This is a genomic window from Nonomuraea sp. NPDC001699, assembly GCF_053596455.1.
Genome location: NZ_JBSFGF010000016.1, coordinates 96,082 through 117,222 on the forward strand (window position 1 = coordinate 96,082; position 21,141 = coordinate 117,222).

Consider the following 21,141-nt stretch of genomic DNA (forward strand, 5'->3'; position numbering starts at 1 on the left):
CTAGCCCTGCGCTCCCGGGGTCACCCGTTCGAGCTCGAAGACCAGCGCGGAGGCCGGGCGCAGGGCGGGGCCGGGAAGGCCCAGCTCGGCCAGCGCCGCGCCCGGCAGCCGGGCCGGCGCGAACACCCACTGCGGCAGCCCGGCGCCCTCCGGCAGCGGGCCCGCGGCGCGCACCTCGTAGAGGGCGTCCGGGTCGAGCCCGGGCAGCCGCAGCGGCTCGGGGCTGACGGCGACGCGGCTGGTGAGCTGGACGCAGGCGAACACGGCCCGCGCGGGCAGCACGACCCCGTGCAGCAGCGCCGACGGGTCGGGGTGGTCGGCCCGCACGACCCGGCCCGCGTGCAGCACCGGCCGCAGCCGCTTGTGCAGCGCGATCCAGACGCCCAGCTCCGCCAGCTCCTCCGGGCTCGCCGAGGTCAGGTCCCACTCCACGCCCATGTGGCCGAACATCGCGGTCGCCGCCCTGAACGCCAGCGGCAGCGCGCGGCCGGTGATGTGGTCGTGGGGCGCGCCGACGTGGCAGCCCATGCGGTCCGGCGGCACCAGCAGCCCGGTCCAGCGCTGGATGGCCTGCCGGTCGAGGGCGTCGTTGCAGTCGGAGGCCCAGACGCGGTCGGTGCGGGCCAGGACGCCGTAGTCGATGCGGGCGCCGCCCGACGAGCACGACTCGATCTCCAGCCCGGGGTGGCGGCGGCGCAGCTCGTCGATCAGCCGGTAGGCCGCCGCCGTCTGCGCGTGCACGCCGGGCGTCCCGTCGTGGACGGGCTCGGCCAGGTCGCGGTTGTGGTCCCACTTGATGTAGTCGAGCGCGTACTCGCGGGTCAGCGTGTCGAGGCGGTCGAGGAGGTGGTCGTAGACCTCGGGCCGGGCCAGGTCGAGCACCTGCTGGTTGCGCCAGAGCACGGGCGGCCGGGCGGCGCGGGCGAGCATCCAGTCGGGGTGGGCGCGGGCCAGGTCGGAGTCGGGGTTGACCATCTCGGGCTCGAACCACAGGCCGAACTGCAGGCCCAGCTTGCGTACGTGCTCGGCCAGCGGGTGCAGGCCGTCGGGCCACACGTCCTCGTCGACGTACCAGTCGCCGAGGCCGGCGCGGTCGTGGCGGCGGTGGCGGAACCAGCCGTCGTCGAGCACGAACCGTTCGACGCCCGCGGCGGCCGCCTTGTCGGCCAGGTCGCGCAGCCGGTCGAGGCCGTGGTCGAAGTAGGTGGCCTCCCAGTTGTTGAGGGTGACCGGGCGTACCGGGAGCGGGCGGGCGGCGCGCAGGTGGTCGTGCAGGCGGCCGCTCGCCTCGTCCAGGCCGCTGCCGGACCAGGTGAAGTAGACCCACGGGGTGGTGTGGCTCTCGTCCTGGGTGAGGGTGATCTCACCGGGTTCGAGCAGTTCGCCGGCCGCCAGCACGGCCTGGCCCTCGACGAGCCGTTCGGCGTAGTGGACGTGGCCGCCGCTCCACCCGGCGTGCACGGCCCACACCTCGCCGGCGCGGAAGCCGAAGCCGGGCGTGCCGGCGACGAGCAGGCCGGTCGCGTCGTGGCCGGTACGTCCGCGGCGGTTCTCCCGCGACCACACTCCCTGCCCGAACTCCCGGCGCTGCGGCACCTTCTCCAGCGCCCACCGTCCGGTGAAGTCCAGCAGCTCCCTCGCCCGCGCGGGCAGCGGCAACGCGCAGACCAACCCCTGCAGCCGGTACGGTGAGGCGGCGGTGTTGGTCAGCGTGTGCCGCATCGTCACGACGCCGGAGGCGTCCATGACCAGCTCGCTGAGCAGCCGCAACCCCGCCTCGGCGTCCACGGCGGCGACGGTGACGCGGCCGCCGGCGCCCGGCTCGGCCGCCGTCTCGACGTTCTCGGCCGTCCAGCGCACCGGCCAGTGCTCGCCGGCCCGGTCGCCGGACAGCCCCGGCCGGCCGAACCAGGACTCGTCCTGGCCGGGCAGCAGCGACAGGGCGGGGGTCAGCGACAGCAGGGCGGGCAGCAGGTCGGCGCCGGTGACCGCCCCGAGGTCGGCGCCGAAATGCCGCACCCGCGGCAGCCCGGGGCCGGAGTCGTCGAGCACCAGGGCCGAGCCGGCCGCGGAAAGGATGACGGGGGGCACGTCACGCTCCTCAAGGTCGAGAAAACACATGAAATATCACGTGAGACGAGACGTTACCCGGCTGGCGCGGCGAGGGCCCGCCGTGACGGGCTGCCCGGCCTTTCCGGCCCTGGGCGGCGGAGGAGAGAAAGGGGCCTGCTCCGCGAGCCCGGACAGGAGGGCATGTACACTCCTCTTCGGAAACAGACCGTAGCGCTGCGTGACGCATCATGGCATCCGGCGTCTTCGGCCAGGGGCGGGTCCCCGTAGTCAGCAGCACTTTCCCCCGCCCGGACCAACAGCGGGGAGCCGACATGGATTCTCTTCACCTGACCACCAGCCGCCACGACACGACCGTGACCGTCTCCCTGTCCGGAGAGCTCGACATCGCCACCACCGAGGCCGTCCGCGGCCACCTGCTCGGCGTGCTGGAGGAGGCCGGGCGGGCGCACCGGCCGGACATGTCCGTGGTCATCGAGGTGAGCGGCCTGTCCTTCATCGACGCGGCCGGGCTCGGCATCCTGGTCTCCGTGCACAACCAGGCCGCCCGCGGGCACACCAGGGTGCGGCTGGCCAACGTCCCGCCCAACATGGAGCGCCTGCTGCGCATCACCGGCCTCGACGCGCACCTGACGCCCCAGTCGTAACGGTAGGCCCGCCTTGAGTAGGTTGTGGGCGTGTCGATGATTCAGGTTCCTGGCCCGATCCCCGCCAGGCTGGAGGACGGGTTCGACCGCGTGCTGCGCGAGCAGCGGCTGCCCGCCGGGTTCCCCCAGGACGTGCTCGACGAGGCCGACTGGGTGGCTCAGGTGCCCAGGCTGGACGCCAAAGACCTGACCGACGTGCCGTTCGTGACCATCGACCCGCCGGGCTCGATGGACCTGGACCAGGCCCTGCACCTGGAACGGCTGCGCGACGGCTACCGCGTCTGGTACGCCATCGCCGACGTCGGGGCCTTCGTCCGGCCCGGCGGCCCGATCGACGCCGAGGCCCGTACCAGGGGCGAGACGGTCTACCTGCCGGTGGGCAGGGTGCCGCTGCATCCCAAGGTGCTGTCGGAGGGCGCGGCGAGCCTGCTGCCCGGCGCGACCCGGCCGGCCGCGGTCTGGCGGATCGACCTCGACGCCGACGCCCGGATCGTCGGCGCGGACGTGCAGCGCGCCCGGGTGCGCAGCCGCGAGCGGCTCGACTACGCCTACGTGCAGGCGGCCGTGGACACCGCCACCGCCGACGGCACGCTGGGCCTGCTGGCCGAGATCGGCGCGCTGCGGCTGGGGCTGGAGCGGGCGCGCGGCGGCGTCACCCTGCCCACGCCCGAGCAGGAGGTCGTCCGGGACGGCGACGGCGGCTACCGGCTGGAGTTCCGCGTGCCGCTGCCCGCCGAGGCGTGGAACGCCCAGATCTCGCTGCTGACCGGCATGGCCGCCGCCTCGATGATGCTGGACGCCGAGGTCGGCATCCTGCGCGTGCTGCCCGCGCCGCAGCCGGACGACCTGGCCAAGGTGCGCAGGGTCGCGCAGGCGCTCGGCGTGCCGTGGCCCGAGGGCGCCGGTTACGGGGCGGTCGTGCACGACCTCGACCCGAAGAACCCGCAGCAGGCGGCGTTCCTGCAGGAGTCGAAGGTGCTGCTGCGCGGCGCCGGGTACGCGGCCTTCGACGGCGCGCCGCCCAAGCTGGCCGAGCACGCGGCGGTGGCGGCGCCGTACGCGCACGTCACGGCTCCGCTGCGGCGTCTGGTGGACCGGTACGCGACCGAGGTGTGCCTGGCGGTCGCGGCGGGCGAGCCGGTGCCCTCCGGCGTACGGGCCGCGCTGCCGCTGCTGCCCGACATCATGTCGGTGACCGGCCGCCGCGCCGGGGCGGTCGACCGGGCCTGCGTGGACCTGGTGGAGGCGTTCCTGCTGCGGGAGCGGATCGGGCAGTCGTTCGAGGCGATGGTGATCGACGTGGACGAGCGCCGCGGCGGCGGCCAGGTGCAGCTCGTCGACCCGGCCGTGATCGCCCGCTGCGACGGCGTCCTGCCCCTGGGCGAGCGGGTCACCGTACGCCTGACGCAGGCCGACCCGGCCACCCGCGAGGTCCGCTTCACCCTGGCCTGAGACCGCCCGCCTACCCCACGGGCATGGTGAGGGCCGCGCGCGGACGACCTCGCGCGCGGCCCCCGGTGGCCCTGCGCTCACCGCTTGAGCGGCGACCATCCCGCGCCGACCCCCAGCAGGTGGAGGGCGACGCACAGCAGCCCGGCGGTGGTGAGCGTGCCCGCGGTGAGCACGTTGCCGACGGCCGTGCCGGCGATGTCGAAGATCAGGGCGAGCAGGAAGAACAGGGCGGCGATGAGAGCGAACACGGGCTACCTCCCGAGCTGACCGGACCCCGGCGCGACGCGCGGGAATCCCTTTCCTACGCCTTGGGGATGTCCGCCGGCTTCAGCCGGGAAACTGCCCCGAGGGTGACGATCTGTAGCCATATGACGACACCAGCTTGACCGGCCGGTCAGTCGGTCCCGGCGCGCATGCCGTCGCAGACCACCGCGGCCATCCGCCCGGCCGCGCCCCTGGCCCGCGCGTGACGTTCGGCCGCCAGGGCTCCGCGCAGCAGGTCACGCACGTCGTCGGCGGACAGCTCCCGGCGTACGGCCCCAGCGCGCTGCGCGCGGGCCAGCAGCCGGCCGAGCGCGTCGGCGAAGTCGGCCTCCAGGACCGAACCGAGCCCCGCGCCGCCTTCCAGCAGATCGCACAGCGCCCGGTTGGCCGCCGCCTGCTCGGCGACCCGGCGGAACCAGCCGAAGAAGGCCCGCCCGGCGTCCTCGGCGGTGGCCAGCGCGCGGGCGTCGGCCACGAAGCGTTCGGCCCGGCCCAGCAGCACCGCCTCCAGCAGCGCCTCCTTGGTGGGGAAGTGCCGGTGGACGGTACCGACCCCGAACCCGGCACGGCGGGCGATCTCGTAGAGGGAGATGGTCAGCCCGTCGGCGGCCAGCGCCTCCTGCGCGATCTGCAGGACCCGCTCGCGGTTGCGGCGGGCGTCGGCGCGTAACGGCCGGGCGGAGCGGTGGTCGTCGCCCACGGGGAACCTGCCTTCGGCAAGCGGAGGGAGGGCTCCGATTCTACCGGGCGGTAGCCCGGCGTGGCGCGGCCGCCCGCCCTGGCCGGAGCCAGGAGGGGCGGCCGCATGGGACCCCGCGCGGACCTTCGGCGCGGTGCCGTCGGACCGTTCCACATGGACGTCGCCGTCAGGACCGGGCCGACAGGACCGGGCCGTCAGGGCGGCGTGCTCAGGCGCGGTCGGAGGCCGAACGAGCCGACGCGCTTGAGCCGGATCCGCTCCTCGCGAGGCACCGGCTCCACCTCCACGATCCGCGCGCCCTCCGGCACGTGACGCAGGTCGTGCGTGATGAGGATGGTGGTGCGCCCGGCCATCAGCCGCCGCAGCGGCTTCATGATCTGGGCGACCGTGGCGTCGTCCAGCCCGGTCATGGGCTCGTCGAGCACCAGGACGGGCGCGTCGCGCAGGATGGCCCTGGCGATCCCGATCCGCTGCCGCTGGCCGCCCGACAGCAGCCGGCCCCGCTGCCCGACCGGGGTGTCGTACCCCTGGGGCAGCAGCTTGACGAAGTCGTGCACGCCGGCCGCCTCGGCCGCCCTGATCACCTCGTCGAGCGAGGCGCCCGGCCGGCCGTAGGCGATGTTGTCGCGTACGGACCCCGAGAACAGCAACGTCTCCTGGTGCAGGATCGCCACGCTGTCACGCAGTGACTCCCGCGTCAGGCCCCGGATGTCGCGGCCGTCGAGCAGGACGCGTCCCTGTCCCGGGTCGTAGAAGCGCAGCAGCAGCTTGGCCATCGTCGACTTGCCGCTCCCGCTGGGCCCGGTGCAGACGATCAGCTCGCCGGGCCCGGCGGTGAACGACACGTCGCGCAGGGCGGGCCGCGTGCGTCCCGGATAGGTGAAGCCGACGCCGTCGAACTCCACCCGTCCCTCGGCCCGGCCGGGCAACGCCACCGCTCCCTCGGGATCGGTGACGAGGGGCCTGGCGCGCAGGACCTCGATCACGCGGTCGGACCCCGCCGCCGCCTCCGACACCGTCAGCGCGAGCTCCCCCAGGCTCTGCACGGCCGGGTAGAGCATCGCCAGGTAGGCGGCGAAGGCGAGCAGGCCGCCCAGGGTGAGCCGTCCGGAGACGATCTCCCAGGCGCCGAATCCGATGACGACGATCAGGCAGACCGTCTCGATGACCTGGACGACGGGCTGGTAGAGCCCCGACAGCCAGGCCTGGGACAGGTTGGCGCGCAGCCAGCGCCGGCCCTCGCCGTGCAGGCGCCCGGACTCGGCCCCCTGCCGGTTGTAGGCCTGGACGAGTGCCTGGTTGGCCAGGCCCTCCTCCAGCACGCTGTTCATGGCGCCGTTGCTGAGCCGCTCGCGGGCCGCCGCCGTCCTGAACCTGGCCGCGAACAGCTTCGAGACGACCAGGAACGCCGGGATCAGCGCCATCGTGACGAGGGCGAGGTCCCAGCGGATCAAGAAGGCGGCACCGGCGAAGAAGATCGCGCTGGCCGCCGTGGTGAACAGCTTGACCAGGCCGGAGCCGATCAGTTCCTCGATGGCCTGGATGTCGTCGGTCAGCCGGGCCATCAGGTCGCCGAGCCGCCGGTTCTCCGAGAAGTCCGGCGACAGGGTCTGGATGTGCGCGAACACGCGGTCGCGCAGGGCCAGCAGGAATCTTTCCGCGCCGTACGCCGTGGCGTACGTCCCGACGAAGGACGTCACCCCGGCGAAGGCGGCGAGCCCGAGCCAGGTGAAGGCGGGCGCCCAGAAGGCGTCCAGATCCCGTGTGGCGAGCACGTCGTCGGTGATGTGCCCGAACAGGCGGATCGCGGCGACCTCACAGAGTGCTGCAAGGACGGCGAACACCACGCCACACGCGAAAAACCGGCGCAGGCCTTTCGTGTCCGGCCAGAACTCGCGAAAGGTTCGGCGAATAGACACTGCGGGAGCGAGTTCACGGCCGGAGAGCGCAAGGGAGAGCCGGCGGCTGGGCCGCCGGCTCTCACGGGGTTGCTCTACCACCCCCAGCCCCACCACCTGCGGAAGTTGCAGCAGCGGCGGCGGGCCCACCGGCGCCTACGGCAGCGCCAGGACTCCTGGAAGCCGGCCTGGGTCAGCTGGTTGCTAGCCATATCTTCCTCCCCCGTATGGCTGTTCCATTCGACAAATGGGACGATACCCACGAATTCACGGCAAATCACCAGAAGTTCGGCTGTTAATACGAGACTTGACCGGTGAATCCCGGCCACAAAGGCGCTTCCGAAGGCCCGTTAAATGAGCCGTAAATCGCCAAATCCGCTAATAGCGGTCACGGAACGCTCAAAGATGCTACTCAGAACTGGTTCTCACCTAATCGGAAAACCCGAAGGGCGGGCGGATCCGGCCGGATCCGCCCGCCCTTCGCGGACATTCCCGCACACCCAGGTGATGCGAGGGGATTCAGGTGAGCGCAGAGGCTCAGGTGAGCGAGGAGTAGGCCACCACGCCGCGCCGCATGGCGTCCATCGCCTTGCCCGCGGTCTGCTTGATCTTGCTGCCCTCGGGGGCCGCGTGCCCGAGCTGACCGAGCAGGTCCATCAACTGCTTGATCCACCGTACGAAGTCGCCGGCCGCCAGCTCGTTGCCGGCCACGCCCTCCATCAGCACCGCGTCGAGGCTGTGGCCCTTGGTCCACCGGAAGGCCGCCCACGCGAACCCCAGATCGGGCTCACGGATCGTGGACAGCCCGTGGTCGGACTCGATGCCCTCCAGCTCGCCCCAGAGCCGGATCATCGACGACAGCGCGTCCTGGGCCCGCCCGGCGGGCACCTTGGGACGGCGCGCGTCGTCGGACTGCCGTGACTCGAACACCAAAGCCGACACGCACGCGGCCAGCTCGGCCGGTTCGAGCTCCTCCCACAGGCCGCCGCGCAGGCACTCGGCGGTCAGCAGGTCGAGCTCGGTGTAGAGGCGGCCCAGGCGGCGGCCCTCGTCGGTGACGGTCTCGCCGTCGAGGTAGCCGAGCTGCTCCAGCACCGAGCAGATGCGGTCGAAGGTGCGCGAGATGACGTGGGAGCGGCCCTCGACGCGGCGGCGCAGCCCCTCGGTCTCACGCTGCAGCTTGTAGTAGCGCTCGGCCCAGCGGGCGTGGTCCTCCCGCTCGTCGCAGCCGTGGCAGGGGTGCTGGCGGATGAGCCGGCGCAGCTCGTTGACCTCGTCGTCCTCGATCGAGTGGTCGCGCGCCCTGGCCGGCTTGCCGAGGTCGCGGTCGCCGATCTTGGCCAGCAGGGTGGAGACCAGGTTGGCGCGTTCCTTCGGCGAACGTCCGTTGAAGTTCTTGGGGATGCGCAGCTTCTCCAGCGGCTCGACCGGCACCGGGAAGTCGGCCGGGTCGAGCTTCTTGATCTGCTTGCCGATGGTCAGCACCAGCGGGTTGGGGCCCTGGCCGCGCGGGTTGCGGCCGGGGTCGAGCACGATCGCCAGGCCCGCCCTGCGCCCGCCCGGCACCCGGATCACGTCGCCGGGCTGCAGTGCCTCCAGCGAGCGCGCGGCGGCCGCGCGCCGGGCCGCGCCGCGCTGCTTGGACAGCTCGGCCTCCCGGTCCGACAGGCGCCGGCGCAGCGCGGCGTACTCGGGGAAGTCGCCCAGGTGGCACGTCATGGCCTCCTGGTAGCCCTCCAGGGCCTCCTCGTGCTTGCGCAGCTGCTTGGCCAGGCCCACGACCGCCCGGTCGGCCTGGAACTGCGCGAAGGACTCCTCCAGCAGCGTGCGGGCGCGCTCGCGGCCGAACTGGCCCACCAGGTTGACGGCCATGTTGTAGGACGGCTGGAAGCTGGAGCGCAGCGGGTAGGTGCGGGTGCCGGCCAGCCCGGCCACCGACAGCGGGTCCATGCCCACCTGCCACAGCACGACCGCGTGGCCCTCGACGTCGATGCCGCGCCGCCCGGCCCGCCCGGTGAGCTGGGTGTACTCGCCCGGGGTGAGGTCGGCGTGGGTCTCGCCGTTCCACTTGTCGAGCTTCTCGATCACCACGCTGCGGGCGGGCATGTTGATGCCGAGCGCCAGCGTCTCGGTGGCGAAGACGGCCTTGACCAGGCCGCGGGTGAACAGCTCCTCGACGACCTCCTTGAACGCCGGCAGCATGCCCGCGTGGTGGGCCGCCAGGCCGCGCTCCAGGCAGTCGCGCCACTCCAGGTAGCCCAGCACGGCCAGGTCCTCGTCGGGCAGGTGCGCGGTGCGCTCGTCGACGAGCTGCCTGATCTCGTGGCGCTCGCGGTCGGTGGTCAGCCGGATCCCGGCGTGCAGGCACTGCTGGACGGCCGCCTGGCAGCCGGCGCGCGAGAAGATGAACGTGATCGCCGGGAGCAGCCCCTCGGAGTCGAGCTTCTCGATCACCTGGGCCCGGTCGGGCGGCCGCGAACGGTGGACCTTGCCGTAGCCGCCGCGCCCGCGCCGCCCGGCCATGAGCCGCTCGGCGTCGCGCGTCACCCGCATCAGCGTGGGGTTGATGCGCAGCGTCAGGTCGTCGGTCATGAACATGTCGTAGATGCGGTTGCCGACCATCATGTGCTGCCACAGCGGCACCGGCCGGTGCTCGTCGACGATGACCGTGGTGTCGCCGCGCACCTCGCCCAGCCACTCGCCGAACTCCTCGGCGTTGCTGACCGTCGCCGACAGCGCCACCAGGCGCACCGACTCCGGCAGGTGGATGATGACCTCTTCCCACACCGCGCCGCGGAAGCGGTCGGCCAGGTAGTGGACCTCGTCCATGACGGCGAAGCCGAGCCCGGCCAGGGTGGCCGAGCCGGCGTAGAGCATGTTGCGCAGCACCTCGGTGGTCATGACCACGATCGGGGCCTCGCCGTTGACGCTGTTGTCGCCGGTGAGCAGGCCGACCTTGGCCGTGCCGTAGCGCTTGACCAGGTCGTTGTACTTCTGGTTGGACAGCGCCTTGATGGGGGTGGTGTAGAAGCACTTGCGGCCCTGCTCCAGGGCCAGGTGGACGGCGAACTCACCGACGACCGTCTTACCCGACCCGGTGGGCGCGGCCACCAGGACGCCGTCGCCGGCCTCCAGGGCCCGGCAGGCGTCGAGCTGGAAGTCGTCGAGCTCGAAGTCGTAGAGGCCGCGGAACGTTCTCAGCGCCCCTCCGTCGTCCCCGTGCTTCTGACGGAAGGCCGCGTAGCGTTCCGCTGGCGTTGTCATACCCGTCACCCTACCGAAATCGCCATTCCGGTCCGTCCCGGCGGACTCGGCCCACGGCGAACGGCCTTTACGTTGTAGATCAAGTGATCACGCGGAGCGCGCCGGGCTGGATCTCGCAGGTGACCGGCACCGGCCCCACGCGCTCACCGTCGGCGTAGGCCACCACGTCGGACGCCTCCAGCGTGACCCGGCGGGCCCGCCGCACCGACACCGCCGGATGGCCCACATGGGTGCCCCGGTAGACGCCGGGGAAGACGCGCAGGAACTCGCCCTTGGACACCGCGCCAACCATCATCACGTCGAGCAGGCCGTCGTCGGGCGAGGCGTCGGGGCACACGCGCATGCCGGCCCCGTACGAGCGGGTGTTGGCCACGGCGACCATCATCGCCTCCTGCTCGACCACCTCGCCGTCGTCGAGCGTGACCCGGAACGGGATCGGACGGAAGGCGCGCAGCTCCTCGGCCACCGCCACCAGGTAGCGGCCCTTGCCGGGCGGCCAGGTGCGCCGGTTGGCGCGCTCGTTGACGCGCGAGTCGAAGCCGCAGCACAGCACCCCGGCGAACAGCTCCTCCGACTCCCCCGCCCGGACGCGGGCCGCGTCGACCTGCCGGGCCCGCATCCGCAGCACGGTCCTGGCCGCGGCCAGCGGGTCGCGGTGGGCCAGGCCCAGGGCGGCGGCGAAGTCGTTGCCGGTGCCGGCCGGGATGATGCCGAGCGGCACGTCGGTGCCCGCCACGGCCTGGACGGCCAGATGGACCAGCCCGTCGCCGCCGAAGGCGACCAGCGCGTCGGGACGCTCGGCGACGGCGGTGCAGGCACGTTCGAGCGCGTCGGCGGCGTCGGAGCCGACGATCACCGACAGCTCGGCGCCGCCGGCCCGCAACCGGCGGGCGACGGGTTCGAGCAGTCGCAGGGTGCGCCCGCCGCGCGCGGCGGGGTTGACGAGCAGGGCGATTTGGGGGGCCACGCCCGGAACCTATCGCCTATCGGGCGCCATCGGAATCCTCGGCCTCCGGCGGGACGTCCGCCAGCGGGGAGGCCTCGTCGTCGGACAGGTGCGAGAAGTCCTCGCCCGCGGGCCTGCGGCGCTCCCGCGCGTACATGAAGAGCTCGGCGAGGAAGTACAGGATGATCATGGGCGCGGCCAGCGCCATCATGGTGAGCGGGTCGCCACCGGGGGTGATGACCGCCCCGAACACGAACATCGCGAAGATCACCGTACGCCGGTGCTTCTTGACGGCCGCGTGGGACAGGACGCCGATGACGTTGAGGAAGACCAGCAGCAGCGGCAGCTCGAACGACACGCCGAAGATCAACAACATGATCAGGACGTAGTCGAGGTACTCGTCGATCGAGATCGTCGCGACGGTGTCCTCAAGGGAGAAGCTCAGCAGGATGCCGAGGCTGGTGTCCATGATGACGTAGGCCAGGCCGGCGCCGAACACGAACAGCGGGACCGCCAGCCCGAGGAAGGCGATCGAGTAGCGCTTCTCGTTGCGGTAGAGGGCAGGGGTGACGAAGGCCCAGATCTGGTAGAGCCAGACCGGTGAGGCCACCACGACGCCCACCATCGCCGAGACCTTCAGCGTGATGAAGAAGGACTGGAAGATGCCGTTGTAGACCAGGCTGCAGTGACCGTTGAGCTGGCGCGACTGCACCGTCTCGCAGTAGGGGGCGCGCAGCGCCTCCCACACCGGGTCGAACAGGATCCAGCCGACGACGATCCCCACGACCACCGCGAGAACCGCGATGAGCAACCTGTTGCGCAGTTCGCGCAGGTGCTCCATGAGCGGCATCCGGCCCTCGGGGTCGGGGGCCGATCCGGAATCGCTCGACCGTTTGAGCAGCGCCATTCGCAGTCCAGGGGTGAGGGAGGAGGAAGGGGGGTCAGCCTTGCTTGTCGGCCTGGGCGGCGGCGCTGGCGCGCAGCCGGGCGGCCTGCTCCTCTAGCTGGCGGGCCTGCTCCTCGGCCGACAGCGCGGGGGCCGGGGCGGGAGCGGGGGCCGGGGCGGGCGTGATCGGCTGCGGCGCGGGCTGCTGCGCCGGGGCCGGGGCCGGAGCCGCCTGGGCCTGGACCGTGGTGTGGGGCGTGTCGTCGTCGTCATCGCGGAGCTTGGCGGTCTCCGACTTGAAGATGCGCAGCGACCTGCCGACGCCTCTGGCCACATCGGGCAGCTTCTTGGCACCGAACAGCAGGACGAGCACGCCTGCGATGATCAGGAGCTCGGGAACTCCAAGGTTCGACATGAAACGTCCTTTATCAGCGAGTGCCGGTCTTCAGCCCCGATGGTACGCCCCCGGGGGCCGTGGTCTCATCTCCCCGGGGCGTCAATCTGGCCTGCATGGGCTCCAGACGCGCCTTCGCCGCGGCGACCTCCCGTTTCAGGGAACGTGCCGCGGCCGCGGCCCTCGCGCCCGCGACGCCGAGCACGGCCAGCCCGGCCAGGACCAGCCCGGCGGCCCAGAAGATCCACGTCATGACTGCTGAGCGTACAGGGCCAGGGCCCGCTCGGCCTCCTCGCGCACGGTCTCGGCCATCCGGGGCGGGGAGACGACCCGGCCGGTGTCGCCCAGCCGCAGCGCCAGCTTGACGATCCAGTCCTCGTCACGCGCCCGCAACGTGATCTTCAGCCGTCCTTCACCGAGCTCGGCGACCTCCTCGCACGGGTAGTACTCGGCCACCCACCGCCCGGCGGCGCTGACCTCCAGCTCGACCAGCTCGTCGGTCGGCGAGGGACGGAAGACGCCCCGGGTGACGTCGATCGGCTCGGCCTCCGCCGGCGGGTCGGCCGGCACGTCGAGCACGTCGACGCCGAGCACCCGGTCGAGCCGGAACAGCCGCATCGCCTCGGCCCGGTAGCACCAGCCCTCCAGGTAGGTGCGGCCGTCGACGACCACGACGCGGGTCGGGTCGACCTCGCGCGGGGTGACCTCGTCGCGCCCGGGCACGTAGTAGCGCAGCGACAGCCGGCGCCGGCCGGTGAGCCCTTCGCGCACCCGGCCGAGGGCGTCGGGGGCGGCCTCGACGTCGAAGGCGACCTGGCTGCTGACGGTGGCCGCGCCCTCGCCCGCGGCGCGCTCCAGCTTGGCCACCACGCGCGGCAGCGCGTCGCCGGCGGCCACGTCGGCCAGCTCGGGGGTGGCGGCCATCATGCGCAGCGCGACCAGCAGCGCGCTGGCCTCGTCGATGCCGAGGCGCAGCGGCCTGGCGATGGTCTCGGCGTTGTCGATGATGATCTCGCCGCCGTCCCAGGAGACGTCGATGAGGTCGCCGGGGGTGTGGCCGGGCAGGCCGCACATCCACACCAGTTGCAGGTCGTCGATGAGCTGCTTCTCGCTCAGCCCGAACACCTCGGCGACCTCGCCTACCTGCGCCCCCGGATGGGACATCAGGTACGGCACCAGCGCCAGCAGCCGGGGCAGCCGGTCGGCCGAACCGCTCATGCCAGGGTTCCCTTCAGTCGGCGGATGACGGCCTCGCGGGCGTCCGGCGGCCCGACCACCTGGACGTCGGCGCCGAGGCTGGCCATCCAGCCCGCGAGGCGTTCGGGGTCGGTGAAGGCCAGCTCGGCCTCGTCCCAGCCGTCCTCGCGCGGACGCACGGCCCTGGCGAGCTGGCGCAGGCCCTCGCAGCAGCCCCGGCGCACCCGGATGACGGCGACGCGCTCGTCCACCGGCTCCTCGGGGAAGCCGACCATGGCCCGCAGGTCGACGCCGTGGGGCACCTCCACGACGCCGGGGCGGCCGACGGCGCCGACCGGGCCGGTGATGCGGCTGAGGCGGAAGGCGCGCGGCGCGGCGCGGTCGCGGTCGAACCCGGCCAGGTACCAGCGCCCGCGCCGGCTGACCACGCCCCAGGGCTCGACGGTGCGGGCGCGCACGGTCTCGCTGCCGGAGGCGCGGTAGTCGAAGCGCACCACGCGGCGGTCGCGCACGGCGTCCCACAGGGCGGGGAAGGCCGGGTCGCGGGTGTCGACGCGCAGCTCAAGGGCGCCGCCGCCGATCGGGCCGCCGACCGGCTCGTCGGTGGCCACGCCGGCGGCGCGCAGCTTCAGCAGCGCCCCCGAGGCGGCCTCGGCCAGGCTGGCCCGCTGCCACACCTGCGCCGCCAGGCCGAGCACGGCGGCCTCGTCGGCCTCCAGGGTGATCTCCGGCAGCTCGTACGACTGGGGATCGATGCGGTAGCCCGGCTCGTCCTCCCACGGGTCGCGTACGACGTCGATGGGGATGCCGATCTCGCGCAACTCGTTCTTGTCGCGTTCGAACATGCGCTGGAACGCCTCGTCGCCATCGCGGTCGTAGCCGGGAACCGCCTGGCGGATCTGCTCGGCCGACAGCGGGCGCCGGGTGGCGAGCAGGCAGATCACCAGATTCAGCAACCGCTCGGTCTTACGGCGCGACATCTGCCTCACTCCTCCTTCATCGACGCTACCCTGCCCCCGTGATCAGATGGCGCAAGGGCGAGGTTGTCCGGATCCGACGCGAGTGGCCGGGAGCGGTGGAGCTGGACGTCGCCGTACCCGAAGGTGAGTGCCGGGCACTGGCCTACCCCCCATTGGTGGGCCGCCCGGAACCCGGCGACGAGGTGCTGCTCAACACGACCGCACTCGCGATGGGTCTCGGTACGGGAGGTTACGCCATGGTGGTGGCCGTCCCGAACCGTTTGCCGCAAGATCCGGAGGGTCCGGGGCACCTGGTGAAGGCCCGCTACACCCCGCTGCAGGCCACGGTGCTGGGCGCCGACGAGCAGGATTCGGAGTTCCACGACGTCCTGAGCGAGGCCGACGACCTGGCCGGGATGCCGGTGATCGTGGCCGATCTGCATTCCGCGCTGGCCCCGATCCTGGCCGGCCTGTACGACGGCGCCCCCGGCCTGCGGGTGGCGTACGTGATGCAGGACGGCGGCGCGCTGCCCGCCTGGTTCTCGATGTCGGCGGCCCGCCTGCGCGAGGTCGGCTGGCTGGCCGGGGTGGTCACGACGGGCCAGGCGTTCGGCGGCGACGTCGAGACGGTGACCGTGCACACCGGGCTGCTGGCGGCCCGGCACGTGCTGGCGGCCGACGTGGCGGTCGTCGCGCAGGGGCCGGGCAACCTGGGGACGGGCACCCGGTGGGGCTTCTCGGGCGTGTCGGCGGGCGAGGCGGTCAACGCCGCCGGGGTGCTGCGCGGCCGTCCGGTGGCGGCGCTGCGGGTCAGCGAGGGCGACGCCCGCGAGCGGCACGTCGGCCTCTCCCACCACTCGCTGACCGCCTACGGGCGGGTCGCGCTGTCGCCGGCCGACGTGGCGGTGCCGGAGCTGCCCGGCGCGTTCGGCGAGCGGGTGCGCGAGCAGGCCGGGCCGCTGGCGGCGCGGCACCGGCTGGTGCCGGTGCCGGTGGACGGCCTGCACGAGGCGCTGCGCGCCGCGCCCGTGAATCTGTCCACCATGGGCAGGGGCCTGGAGGAGGACCTGGCCTACTTCCTGACCTCGGCGGCGGCGGGCAGGCTGGCGGCCTCGCTGCTGTCGTAGGAGTCCTTGTACGTGAACGCCTCGGGGCTCGGCCCCTCGGTCCTGAGGCGTTCCAGCCGCCGCATGCCCTCGGCCAGCGAGGGGATGTGCCCCTCGGGCACCCACCACATCACCATGTACGGCTCGGCCACGCGCAGGAACCACTCCCTGCGCCGGCGCAGCACACCCAGGTGGACGCTGCGGTAGGTGAAGTCCCACAGGGTCTGCAGGGACTCCCACACCGAGAAGTTGATCAGCAGGTGGTCGCCGAAGTCGTGCACGACGGTGGCGGTGGGGTCGCTCTCGCTCTCCTTCATCCGCCACACGAAGCCGGGGGCCTCGTCGGCGACGGCGTTGACGGGTTCGAGCAGGGCGACGAACTCGGCGAGTTCGGGGGCGTCGATGGGCGCGCGCAGGTGCGCGACGTTGAGCTGGGCCAGATGCATGGGGCTCAGCACATCACTCTCGCGGCTTCTATGTCAATCTTCATTTGTTTTAGAAAGGGAGACGCAGCACTCCCCCGGCCGCGGATCCAGCCGCGCCCTGCCCGGATCCTCACCCATGCCCTCCAGCAGCCCCTGGCACAGCGCCAGGTTCATCGAGCACACCAGCAGCGGCTGCTCCTGGGACAGCAGGTGGAAGGGGCAGTTGCGCAGCCGCAGCGCGCCGCCCTCGTCGTAGGGCTCGTAGCCACGCTCACGCAGCACACGGTCGACGGGCTCACCGGACCGCCCCCTGGCGAGGCGCGCGCCCGCCCGGCGGGCCGCCTGCTCGGCCTGCTCCTCGGCGCCCAGCAGCTCCACCACGTCGGCCAGCACCGAGGCGGGCGTCGCGTAGTCGCGCGGAGGCAGGCTGACCGTGCGCTCGCCCTTGGCCCTGCGGTAGACCTTGGCCGGGCGGCCGCTGCCGGGCCCCTTCCTGTCCTGGGGGCGGAAGCCGCTCTCCAGCAGCCCGGCCTCGACGAGCTTGTCGAGGTGGTGGCCGGCCAGCGTGCGGGACACGCCGGCGGCCTCGGCGGCCTCGCCCCGGCCGACGTCGCCGCCGCCGGCCGTCACGGCCTCGTACAGGCTGCGGCGCACGGGGTCGTGCAGCAGGCCGAGCGCCTGCAGGTCGTCGTCACTGCTCACAGCCGGAGTCTACGGAGCCTCAGTAGGCGGCCAGGACGTCCACGACGAAGACGAGGGTGTCGGAGCCCTTGATCCCGTACGCGGCGTGGCCGGGCGCGCCGTAGCCGTAGGCGGGCGGCACGATCATCAGCACCCGGCTGCCGACCGGCACCCCGACCAGCGCCTTGTCCCACCCCTTGATCACGGTGCCGTCGCCGATCTTGAACGCCTTCGGCAGGCCGGTCGGCCAGGTGCCGTCGAAGACCCGCCGCCGGTCCCAGACCGCGCCCTCGTACTGGGTGACCAGGAGCTGCCCGGCCTGCGCCGGACGCCCGCTCCCCCGCCTGAGCACCTTCGAGGCGAAGGCGCGCGGCGGCGCGGCGGACGGGATCGACAGCTCAGGACGGTCGTCACCGGTCACCCGCACCCCGGCCAGCGACCCGCCGGCGCTCTTGACCGAGGCGCCCTTGTGGTGGGCGCCCAGGATGTCCACGACGTAGAACAGGTCGTCGGCCGGGCCGACGCCGCGCGGCGGACTCGTGCCGAAGCCCTCCCCCGGCGGGATCGCCGCGATCACCCTGCTGCCCACCGTACGGCCGCGCAGCGCCCGGTCCAGCCCCGGCAGCAGCGAACCCACCGGGAAGGCCGCCGGGGTGCCCCGGTTGAAGCTGGAGTCGACCAGGCGGTTGTCGCGGCCGTCCCAGACGTGCGCGGTGTACTGGACGACCGCGACGTCGTCGTCGCCGAGCCGGTCGCCGCCGCCCGTGCTCAGCTCCTCGACCCGCAGGCCGGCGGCGGGCCTGCCGTCGGGGAAGACGATCGTGGGCCTGGCGCCGAACGCGCCGCCCACCTTCAGGTCGAGGTCGCCGGCCGTCGCGCCCGTGCATCCGGCGGCCAGCAGGAGCAGCGGCGCCAGCGACGGCACGATCGTACGGCGGCGCATCGGTCCTCCTACGACAAAGCGGCCCGTCGGTCCTCCCACGACGAAGCGGCCCGGCGGCGGGAAGCCACCGGGCCACGAGATGCTACCGCGTCGTCGGAACGCCCGTCAGGAGATCGCCCGTCAGGAGGCCGCCAGCACGTCCACCACGAACACCAGCGTGCTCTTGGCGGGGATCTTGTCCTGGGCCTGGTCGCCGTAGCCGAGGTCCGGCGGGATGCTCATGACGACCCGGCTGCCGACCGGCACTCCGGCCAGGCCCTTCTGCCAGCCCTGGATCACGTTCGCGAGCGGGAACTCGGCCGGCTCGCCGCGCTCCCAGCTGGAGTCGAACTGGCTGTCGGTGCCCCAGATCTTGCCCGTGTAGTGGACGGTCAGCGTCTGGGTGGGCAGCACCTTGGCGCCGGTGCCCTCGATGACGGTCTTGACCACCAGCTCCTTGGACGGCTTCTTGTCCGTCTTGGTGGTCAGCGTGGGGGCCTTGTCCCCACCCGGGTTGACCACCTTGACGCCGTCGAGGCTCTGGCCGGTCTCCTTGCCCGTGGCCGCCTTCGGCACGGGAGGCCGGGCGCCGACCACGTCGAGCACGAACACCTTCGTCGGCTCGGCGCCGGCCGTGGCCTGCCCCTGCGGCGCCGAGTCGTTGGCCAGCACCGCCAGCAGCCGGCCGCCGTGCTTGACCTTGGTGAAGCCATCGCGCAGCACCTGCGGCAGCTGCTCGTTGACCGGGACGGTCTCGGGCTGCTTGGTGTCGTAGGAGGAGCCCTGGATCGCGTTGCCCTTGCCGTCCCAGTTGTAGACGGTCAGGTTGACGATCAGCTTGTCGCCGGTCTTGACCTCGGGGCCGGTGCCCGGCTGGATCACCTGGTAGGAGGACTTCGTCGCCGGCGAGCCGGCGGGGAAGGTCACCGTGGGCTTGGCGCCCACGTCGCCGGTGACCTTGAGCCCGGCCGAGCCGGTGCTGGTGGCGGCGCCTCCGTTCGCCCCGGCGTCGGTGTCGCCGCACGCGGCGGCGAAGAAGATCAGAGGCACGGCTGCCAGTACGGCCAGAGCGCGGCGCATGGATTTCCCTCGGAAAAGACGTCAGATTCGCGTCACCCTACCCGACATCGAGGTAGGGCCGAGGTAAACACCACGCCCCGGCCCGTTCCTCACATGCCCGCGATGAGCTTGTCGACCCGTTCGTCCACGCTGCGGAAGGGGTCCTTGCACAACACCGTGCGCTGGGCCTGGTCGTTCAGCTTCAGGTGAACCCAGTCGACGGTGAAGTCGCGCCGCTTCTCCTGCGCCTTGCGGATGAACTCGCCGCGCAGGCGCGCCCTGGTCGTCTGCGGCGGCACCGACTTGGCCTCGAAGATCTTCAGGTCGGAGGCCACCCGCTCGACCGAGCCGCGCTTCTGCAGCAGGTAGAACAGGCCGCGCTTGCGGTGGACGTCGTGGTAGGCCAGGTCGAGCTGGGCCACCCTGGGCGAGGACAGCGGCAGGTCGTACTTCTTGCGGTAGCGCTCGATGAGCTGGTATTTGGTCACCCAGTCGATCTCGCGCGAGACCAGGTCGAGGTCGCCGGTCTCGACCGCGCGCAGCGTGCGCTCCCACAGCTCCAGCACCCGGCGGGTGATGGCGTCGCCGCCGCGCCGGTCGACGAAGTCCTGGGCCTTGGACAGGTACTCCTGCTGGATCTCCAGGCTGGAGGCCTCGCGCCCGTTGGCCAGGCGCACCCGGCGGCGGCCGGTCATGTCGTGGGAGACCTCACGGATGGCCCTGATCGGGTTCTCCAGGGACAGGTCGCGCATCACCGTGCCGGCCTCGATCATGCGCAGCACCAGGTCGGTCGCGCCGACCTTGAGCAGCATCGTGGTCTCGCTCATGTTGGAGTCGCCGACGATGACGTGCAGGCGGCGGAAGCGCTCGGCGTCGGCGTGCGGCTCGTCACGGGTGTTGATGATCGGCCGGGACCGGGTGGTGGCGCTGGAGACGCCTTCCCAGATGTGCTCGGCCCGCTGCGAGACGCAGTAGACGGCGCCGCGCGGCGTCTGGAGCACCTTGCCCGCGCCGCACACGATCTGCCGGGTCACCAGGAACGGGATCAGCACGTCGGCCAGGCGGCCGAACTCGCCGTGCCGGCCCACCAGGTAGTTCTCGTGGCAGCCGTAGGAGTTGCCGGCCGAGTCGGTGTTGTTCTTGAAGAGATAGATGTCACCCGCGATGCCCTCTTCGCGCAGGCGTTTCTCGGCGTCGACGAGAAGGCCCTCAAGGATGCGCTCGCCCGCCTTGTCGTGCGTGACGAGTTCGATGACGTTGTCACACTCGGGTGTTGCGTACTCAGGATGGCTGCCCACGTCGAGGTAGAGACGTGCGCCGTTGCGGAGGAAGACGTTGCTCGATCGGCCCCAGGACACGACCCGCCGGAACAGGTAGCGCGCGACCTCGTCGGGGGACAGCCTGCGCTGTCCCCTGAACGTGCAGGTCACGCCGTACTCGTTCTCCAGCCCGAAGATGCGACGATCCATCACCTCACACTATGCCCATGGATCGGCGATCGGGAGAGATCTTCACAGGTGTTTTCCGGCGGACGTCCCATTTGCCAGGTTTGTTGGATGGGCTTTACCAGGTCCGCGCCCGCCCCCGCGAAGCGCGGAGCCGGTTCACGGGGTGTAGATCTCCTGCACCTTGACGATCTTGCCCTGGTACACCGTGACGAGCGACGGCTGCCGCTGCTTGCTGTGCCGCTTGACCAGGACGGACGAGGGACAGCGCTTGGCCCCCAGGCCGGTGTTGCGGTCGACGGTCATGGCCGCCATCTCCGGCTTGCAGCCGTAGGCCGACAGGAAGACGACGTCCTTGGCGATCGGGGAGGCGTAGGCCGTCACGTCGCCCTCGGGCGGGCCGACGAAGTAACCCTCGGTCTGCTTGGACCGCTTCCACTTGATGGGCTCGTACTCGGCGACGCCGCCGCGCACGTCGGTGATCCAGCCGCGCAGGATGCCGTTGTGGCGGGAGTGGATGCCCTTGGTGAAGTCGTGGCCGGGGTCGGCCTGGAAGCTCGTGCCGAAGATCGCGGGCTTCTTGTACGCCGGGTAGGCCGTGGCCGTCGAGGTCGTTGCGGTGGCCGCGCTGGCGGCGACGACGGAGGCCAGCAGCGCGGCGGCGGCGGTGCCGCCGGCGAGGAGGGTGCGCATCGAAGTGTTCACGCTTGCTGAGATCCCACCTCGCGCCCCAGGGTTCACCGTCGCGCCAGTGATACAGGTCACACAGCACGCGCCGCTCTCGCGACGGTGACGCCGCACGGCAGAGGGCGAGGGCCGCCGTGGC

General features: G+C 72.3%; 20 protein-coding genes. 3 read left to right on the forward strand and 17 right to left on the reverse strand.

The window, feature by feature from the left end:
* Positions 1-2,121, reverse strand: a complete 2,121-nt coding sequence (locus ACWCSU_RS36245) for an alpha-galactosidase (RefSeq protein ID WP_449941198.1) — start codon at positions 2,119-2,121, stop codon at positions 1-3.
* Positions 2,122-2,384: 263 nt separating this feature from the next.
* On the opposite strand from ACWCSU_RS36245, the gene ACWCSU_RS36250 reads away from it, so the two are divergent.
* On the forward strand, positions 2,385-2,717 hold the full coding sequence (locus ACWCSU_RS36250; RefSeq protein WP_449941200.1) for an STAS domain-containing protein: 333 nt from the start codon (positions 2,385-2,387) through the stop codon (positions 2,715-2,717).
* A 36-nt stretch (positions 2,718-2,753) separates the two neighbouring features.
* Positions 2,754-4,169 carry an RNB domain-containing ribonuclease gene (locus ACWCSU_RS36255; protein ID WP_449941322.1) on the forward strand — a complete coding sequence of 472 codons (1,416 nt, stop codon included), beginning with the start codon at positions 2,754-2,756 and terminating at the stop codon, positions 4,167-4,169.
* A 77-nt stretch (positions 4,170-4,246) separates the two neighbouring features.
* Here the strand turns inward: ACWCSU_RS36255 and ACWCSU_RS36260 are convergent, their stop codons facing one another.
* The 10 genes from ACWCSU_RS36260 to ACWCSU_RS36305 all read right to left on the reverse strand — a co-directional run bounded on the left by ACWCSU_RS36260 (position 4,247) and on the right by ACWCSU_RS36305 (position 14,698).
* Positions 4,247-4,417: a hypothetical protein gene (locus ACWCSU_RS36260; RefSeq protein WP_352331507.1), complete on the reverse strand. Its 171-nt coding sequence runs from the start codon at positions 4,415-4,417 to the stop codon at positions 4,247-4,249.
* Between the two features lie 146 nt (positions 4,418-4,563).
* On the reverse strand, positions 4,564-5,133 hold the full coding sequence (locus ACWCSU_RS36265; RefSeq protein ID WP_449941202.1) for a TetR/AcrR family transcriptional regulator: 570 nt from the start codon (positions 5,131-5,133) through the stop codon (positions 4,564-4,566).
* 194 nt (positions 5,134-5,327) lie between these two features.
* Positions 5,328-6,977, reverse strand: a complete 1,650-nt coding sequence (locus tag ACWCSU_RS36270; protein WP_449941205.1) for an ABC transporter ATP-binding protein — start codon at positions 6,975-6,977, stop codon at positions 5,328-5,330.
* A gap of 591 nt (positions 6,978-7,568) precedes the next feature.
* Positions 7,569-10,295: a DEAD/DEAH box helicase gene (locus ACWCSU_RS36275; RefSeq protein WP_449941207.1), complete on the reverse strand. Its 2,727-nt coding sequence runs from the start codon at positions 10,293-10,295 to the stop codon at positions 7,569-7,571.
* Between the two features lie 79 nt (positions 10,296-10,374).
* Positions 10,375-11,262, reverse strand: coding sequence for a diacylglycerol/lipid kinase family protein (locus ACWCSU_RS36280; protein WP_357706938.1), 888 nt, complete (start codon positions 11,260-11,262; stop codon positions 10,375-10,377).
* Between the two features lie 16 nt (positions 11,263-11,278).
* On the reverse strand, positions 11,279-12,148 hold the full coding sequence (gene tatC / locus ACWCSU_RS36285) for a twin-arginine translocase subunit TatC (protein WP_357706939.1): 870 nt from the start codon (positions 12,146-12,148) through the stop codon (positions 11,279-11,281).
* A 34-nt stretch (positions 12,149-12,182) separates the two neighbouring features.
* Entirely contained in the window at positions 12,183-12,542 is a 360-nt protein-coding gene (gene tatA, locus ACWCSU_RS36290; protein ID WP_357706940.1) for a Sec-independent protein translocase subunit TatA, read from the reverse strand.
* A 13-nt stretch (positions 12,543-12,555) separates the two neighbouring features.
* A complete protein-coding gene (locus ACWCSU_RS36295; RefSeq protein ID WP_357706941.1) occupies positions 12,556-12,774 on the reverse strand; it encodes a hypothetical protein in 219 nt (72 codons plus the stop codon).
* Complete coding sequence (locus tag ACWCSU_RS36300; protein ID WP_357706942.1) at positions 12,771-13,739, reverse strand: helix-turn-helix transcriptional regulator; 969 nt, start codon at positions 13,737-13,739, stop codon at positions 12,771-12,773. Before ACWCSU_RS36300 ends, ACWCSU_RS36295 begins: the two co-directional genes overlap by 4 nt.
* Positions 13,736-14,698, reverse strand: a complete 963-nt coding sequence (locus ACWCSU_RS36305; RefSeq protein ID WP_357706943.1) for a helix-turn-helix transcriptional regulator — start codon at positions 14,696-14,698, stop codon at positions 13,736-13,738. Before ACWCSU_RS36305 ends, ACWCSU_RS36300 begins: the two co-directional genes overlap by 4 nt.
* Positions 14,699-14,736: 38 nt before the next feature.
* Between ACWCSU_RS36305 and ACWCSU_RS36310 the strand changes: the two genes are divergently transcribed.
* On the forward strand, positions 14,737-15,804 hold the full coding sequence (locus ACWCSU_RS36310) for a DUF3866 family protein (RefSeq protein ID WP_449941212.1): 1,068 nt from the start codon (positions 14,737-14,739) through the stop codon (positions 15,802-15,804).
* Here ACWCSU_RS36310 and ACWCSU_RS36315 read toward each other — a convergent pair.
* The 6 genes from ACWCSU_RS36315 to ACWCSU_RS36340 form a co-directional block, all read right to left on the reverse strand.
* Complete coding sequence (locus ACWCSU_RS36315) at positions 15,750-16,229, reverse strand: DUF3291 domain-containing protein (RefSeq protein WP_357706945.1); 480 nt, start codon at positions 16,227-16,229, stop codon at positions 15,750-15,752. The two genes, ACWCSU_RS36310 and ACWCSU_RS36315, sit on opposite strands and share 55 nt — an antisense overlap.
* A 33-nt stretch (positions 16,230-16,262) precedes the next feature.
* Entirely contained in the window at positions 16,263-16,910 is a 648-nt protein-coding gene (locus ACWCSU_RS36320) for a helix-turn-helix transcriptional regulator (protein WP_357706946.1), read from the reverse strand.
* A 19-nt stretch (positions 16,911-16,929) separates the two neighbouring features.
* The gene (locus ACWCSU_RS36325; RefSeq protein ID WP_357706947.1) at positions 16,930-17,832 is read right to left on the reverse strand and encodes an FKBP-type peptidyl-prolyl cis-trans isomerase; all 903 of its coding nucleotides are present in this window, start codon (positions 17,830-17,832) and stop codon (positions 16,930-16,932) included.
* 120 nt (positions 17,833-17,952) lie between these two features.
* Positions 17,953-18,891 carry an FKBP-type peptidyl-prolyl cis-trans isomerase gene (locus ACWCSU_RS36330; protein WP_357706948.1) on the reverse strand — a complete coding sequence of 313 codons (939 nt, stop codon included), beginning with the start codon at positions 18,889-18,891 and terminating at the stop codon, positions 17,953-17,955.
* A gap of 89 nt (positions 18,892-18,980) precedes the next feature.
* Complete coding sequence (gene pafA / locus ACWCSU_RS36335; protein ID WP_125642647.1) at positions 18,981-20,339, reverse strand: Pup--protein ligase; 1,359 nt, start codon at positions 20,337-20,339, stop codon at positions 18,981-18,983.
* 135 nt (positions 20,340-20,474) lie between these two features.
* Complete coding sequence (locus tag ACWCSU_RS36340; protein WP_449941217.1) at positions 20,475-21,020, reverse strand: hypothetical protein; 546 nt, start codon at positions 21,018-21,020, stop codon at positions 20,475-20,477.
* Between the last annotated feature and the right edge of the window lie 121 nt (positions 21,021-21,141).